The organism is Streptomyces silaceus (genome assembly GCF_001419745.1).
GTDB classification, from domain to species: domain Bacteria; phylum Actinomycetota; class Actinomycetes; order Streptomycetales; family Streptomycetaceae; genus Streptomyces; species Streptomyces silaceus.
In genome coordinates this window covers 1-4,784 of record NZ_LIRJ01000225.1, presented here as the reverse complement: position 1 = coordinate 4,784, position 4,784 = coordinate 1, and the positions used below count along the sequence as shown (strand labels likewise).

The following is a 4,784-nucleotide window of genomic DNA, read 5'->3' as shown; positions in this document are numbered from 1 at the left end:
GGGCGGGTGCGGGGGCGGCGCCGTCCTCGGCGGGCTCCTCGGTGCCGTCCTCGGCCGGGGCCTGTTCGACGATGGTGTGCGCGTTGGTGCCGCTGGCGCCGAAGGAGGACACGGCGGCGCGGCGCGGTCGGCCCGGGTCGGACCAGGACCGGTTCTCCGTCAGGAGGCGTACGTTGCCCGCGGTCCAGTCGACCTTGGTGGAGGGCTCGTCGACGTGCAGGGTCCGCGGCAGGACGCCGTGGCGCAGCGCCATGACGACCTTGATGATCCCGGCGACGCCGGCGGCGGCCTGGGTGTGCCCGATGTTGGACTTGACCGAGCCGAGCCACAGCGGGGCGTCCTCGGGCCGGTCCTGGCCGTAGGTGGCGAGCAGGGCCTGCGCCTCGATGGGGTCGCCGAGGGTGGTGCCGGTGCCGTGCGCCTCGACGAGGTCGACGTCGGCCGGGCTCAGCCCCGCGCCCGTCAGCGCCGCGCGGATGACGCGCTGCTGGGAGGGGCCGTTGGGCGCGGTCAGGCCGTTCGACGCGCCGTCCTGGTTGACGGCCGAGCCGCGGACGACGGCGAGGACCTCGTGGCCGTTGCGGCGGGCGTCCGAGAGGCGCTCCAGGAGCAGCATGCCCGCGCCCTCGCCCCAGCCGGTGCCGTCGGCGGCGTCGGCGAAGGACTTGCAGCGCCCGTCCAGGGCCAGACCGCGCTGGCGGCTGAACGCGACGAACGAGCCGGGCGTCGACATCACGGTCGCGCCGCCCGCGAGGGCGAGCGTGCACTCCTTGGCCCGCAGCGCCTGTACGGCCAGGTGGACCGCGACCAGCGCCGAGGAGCACGCGGTGTCGATGGTGACCGCGGGCCCCTCGATGCCCAGGGTGTAGGAGATGCGGCCGGAGATCACCGCGGCGAGCGCGCCGGTGCCCAGCGCCGCCTCGGTGTCCTGGTCCATCCGGGCGAGCAGGTCCCGGTAGTCCTGTCCGTTGGTGCCCGCGAACACCCCGACCCGGCCGCCGTGCACCGAGTCGGGGGCGATCCGGGCGCGTTCCAGGGCCTCCCACGACACTTCGAGCAGCAGCCGCTGCTGCGGGTCCATCGCGACCGCCTCACGCGGGCTGACGCCGAAGAACTCCGGCTCGAAGTCGCCCGCGTCGTACAGGAATCCCCCGCGCTTGACGTACGTCTTGCCGGTGGCGTCCGGGTCCGGGTCGTAGAGCCCGTCGACGTCCCAGCCGCGGTCGTCGGGGAAGTCACCGATGGCGTCGGTGCCGTCGTGGACGAGCCGCCAGAGCTCCTCGGGGGTGCTCACCCCGCCGGGGAAGCGGCAGCTCATCCCGACGATCGCGATCGGTTCCCGGTCCTGGGTCTCGACCTCGCGCAGCCGCTGCCGGGTCTGGTGCAGATCGGCGGAGACCCGCTTGAGGTAGGAGAGGAGCTTTTCGTCGTTCGTCATCGCGTGTCGCCACTTCTGTGCGAAAGGGTGAGCTGCGGGTGGGCGGTCGTGTCGTGGGGGCCTGGTGTCACGCCGAGCCGAGTTCGTTGTCGATGAACGCGAACACGTCGTCGGCGGAGGCCTCTTCGAGGCGGCCCGCGACCGCCGCGCCGTCCCCGGCGAGGGTCTGGTTGAGGCCGTTCAGGACGGTCTGCAGGCGTGCGGTGATGCGGCCCTGCTCGATGTCCTCGGCGGTGAGGTCGCCGAGCCGGGCCGCCACGCGCTCCAGTTCGGCGACGACGGAGTCCACGGACGTGTCGGCGCCCGCCAGTTCGGCGCCCAGGTGCTTGGCGAGGGCGGCGGGGGTGGCGTAGTCGAAGATGAGCGTGGCCGGCAGGGGCACCCCGGCGGCGGTGCTGATGCGGTTGCGCAGGTCGACGGAGGTCAGCGAGTCGAAGCCCAGGTCGCGGAAGGCGGTGGTGGGTTCGACGCCGTCGGAGCCGGCGTAGCCGAGGACGGCCGCGGCCTGTCCGCACACGAGGTCCTGGAGGGCGCGTTCGCGCTCGCCGCCGGTCAGCGCGGCGAGCCGCTCGGCGAACCCGTCGGGCACGGCGCTGTCGCCGTCCGAGCCGCCGGGCCGCTGGGCCTCGGGCAGCGCGGAGAGCAGGGGGCTCGGCCGGGACGAGGTGAACGCGGGCGCGAACTTCGTCCAGTCCACGTCGGCGACGGTCACGGTGGTGTCGCCGCCGTCCAGGGCCCGGCGCAGCGCGGTCAGGGCGCGGTCGGGGTCGAGGGCGGACATGCCCATGGCCCGGCTCGCCGCGCGGACCGTGCCGTGCGCGGCCATGCCGTCGCCGCCCCAGGGACCCCACGCGATGGCGGTGGCGGGCAGTCCGGCGGCACGGCGGTGCGCGGCGAGGGCGTCCAAGTGGGCGTTGGCGGCGGCGTAGTTGGACTGGCCCGCGCCGCCGACGGTGGCGGTCAGCGAGGAGAACAGCACGAACGCGCTGAGGTCCAGGTCGCGGGTGAGCTCGTGCAGGTGGTCGGCGGCCGTGGCCTTCGGGGCGAGGACGCCGTCGAACTGCTCGGGGGCGAGCCCGTCGAGGACGCCGTCGTCGAGGACTCCGGCGAGGTGCATCACGGCCGTCAGGGGGTGCTCGGCGGGCACCGTCTCCAGGAGCGCGGCGAGGGCGGCGCGGTCGGCGACGTCGCAGGCGGCGACGGTGACCCGGGCGCCCGTGGCGGCCAGCTCGTTCTTCAACTCGGCCATTCCGGGGGCCTGCTCGCCGCGCCGGGAGGTCAACAGGAGGTGGTCGGCGCCCTCGGCGGCGAGCCAGCGGGCGACGGCCGCGCCGACCCCGCCGGTGGCGCCGGTGACCAGGACGGTGCCGGCGGGCCGCCAGGGCGCGCCGGCCTTGGCGGCGGCGTGCTCCAGGCGCCTGCCGTACGCGCCGGACTCGCGGACGACGATCTGGTCCTCGTCGCCCGCGTCCGCGAGGAGCGCGGCGAGGGAGGCGAGGCTCTGCGGTCCCGGTCCGGCGGGCAGGTCGATGAGGCCGCCCCAGCGGTCGGGGTGCTCCAGGGCGGCGACCCGGCCGAGGCCCCACACCTGGGCCTGCGCGTATCCGGTGACGGCCGCGGCGGGTTCGTGGGCCATGGCGTCGCGGGTGGCGCACCACAGGGGTGCCGTGGCCCCGGCGTCGCCGAGTGCCTGTACGAGGGCGGCCGTCGCGGTCAGCGGGGCGCCGTGGCTCAGCAGGGACAGCACGCCGTCGACGTCGGTGCGGTCCGCCAGGAGCGCGGCGAGGGCGGCGCGGCCGGCGTCCGCGGGCACCGGCAGGGTGTCGACGGCGAGACCGTGGGCGCCGAGGCCGGCGAGGACGGACGCCGTCCAGGGGTCGTCGGTGCGGGAGTCGGGCACGACCGCGAGCCACCGGCCGCCGGCGGCGGGTGCCGAGGGGCGGGCCAGCGGGTGCCAGGCGGCGCGGTAGCGCCAGCCGTCGGCGGCGGCCGCGTCCTGCCGCTGCGCGTGCCAGGCGGCGAGGGCCGGGACGACGGCCTCGACGGACGCCTCGTCGGCGACGCCGAGGGTGGCGGCGACGGCGGCGACGTCCTGCTCGTGCACCAGGTCCCAGAACGGGTCGGAGGCGTCGGACGCGGCACGGCCCGCGGAGCGCTCGGCCTGGAGGATCGGGGCGTCCTCCCAGTGCCGGTCGCGGCGGAACGGGTAGGTGGGCAGGGTGACCTTGCGGCCCCCGGCGAACAGCACCGGCCAGTCGGGGCCCGCGCCGGTGAGGTGCAGGCGGCACAGCGCGTCGACGAGCGCCGTGTCCTCGTCGCGGTCGCGCCGCTGGGTGGCGACGGCGTCCGCCACGGCGTCCTGCGCCATGTTGCTCAGCACCGCGTCGGGCCCGACCTCCAGGAAGCGGGTGGCACCCTCGGCGGCCAGGGTGGTGACGCCGTCGTGGAAGCGGACGGCGTCACGGACGTGGCGTACCCAGTACTCGGGCGAGGTGAGGTCGTCGGCGAGGGCTCCGGTGACGTTCGAGACGACCGGCAGGGCGGGCTCGTGGAAGGTGAGGGTGGCGAGGACCTCGCGGAAGGCGTCCAGCATGGGGTCCATGCGGTGCGAGTGGAAGGCGTGCGAGACCTTGAGCCGGGTGGTCTTCTCGAACTGCGCGGCGACGGCGAGCACGGCGTCCTCGTCGCCGGATATCACCACGGAGCGGGGGCCGTTGACGGCGGCGACGTCGACGCCTTCGGTGAGCAGCGGGGTGACGTCGGCCTCGGCGGCGAGCAGCGAGACCATCGCGCCGCCGGTGGGCAGCTCCTGCATGAGGCGGCCGCGGGCGGCGACCAGGGTGACGGCGTCGTCGAGCGAGAGGACGCCCGCGACATGGGCGGCGACGATCTCGCCGATGGAGTGCCCGGCGAGCAGGTCGGGGCGGATGCCCCAGTGTTCCAGGAGCCGGTACAGCGCGGTCTCGAAGGCGAACAGCGCGGCCTGCGTGTACGCGGTCTGGTTCAGCTGCTCGGGGTCGTCGGCGTCGATCACCTCGCGCAGCGGGCGCTCCAGGTGCCCGTCGAAGGCCGCGCAGATCTCGTCGAACGCGGCGGCGAACACCGGGAAGTGCGCGGACAGCGTGCGGCCCATGCCGGCGCGCTGCGAGCCCTGGCCGGAGAACAGCACGGCCAGCCGGCCCGGTTCGGGCGCGACGACGGACCGCTCGCGCCCTTCGGCGAGGGCGCGCAGACCGTCGAGCAGCTCGGCGCGGTCGCGGCCGGTGACGGCGGCGCGGTGCGCGAAGAGCGAGCGGGTGGTGGCCAGGGAGTGGCCCACGTCGTACGCGTCGAGGTCACCGGCGAC

2 protein-coding genes are annotated in these 4,784 nt (G+C 75.7%); both read right to left on the bottom strand.

What is annotated here, in order from left to right; genetic code table 11:
* A partial coding sequence (locus AOK22_RS21595; protein ID WP_208606422.1) for a type I polyketide synthase occupies nucleotides 1-1,438 on the bottom strand: 1,438 nt, incomplete at its 3' end.
* A gap of 67 nt (nucleotides 1,439-1,505) precedes the next feature.
* A partial coding sequence (locus tag AOK22_RS21590; RefSeq protein WP_055700350.1) for an SDR family NAD(P)-dependent oxidoreductase occupies nucleotides 1,506-4,784 on the bottom strand: 3,279 nt, incomplete at its 5' end.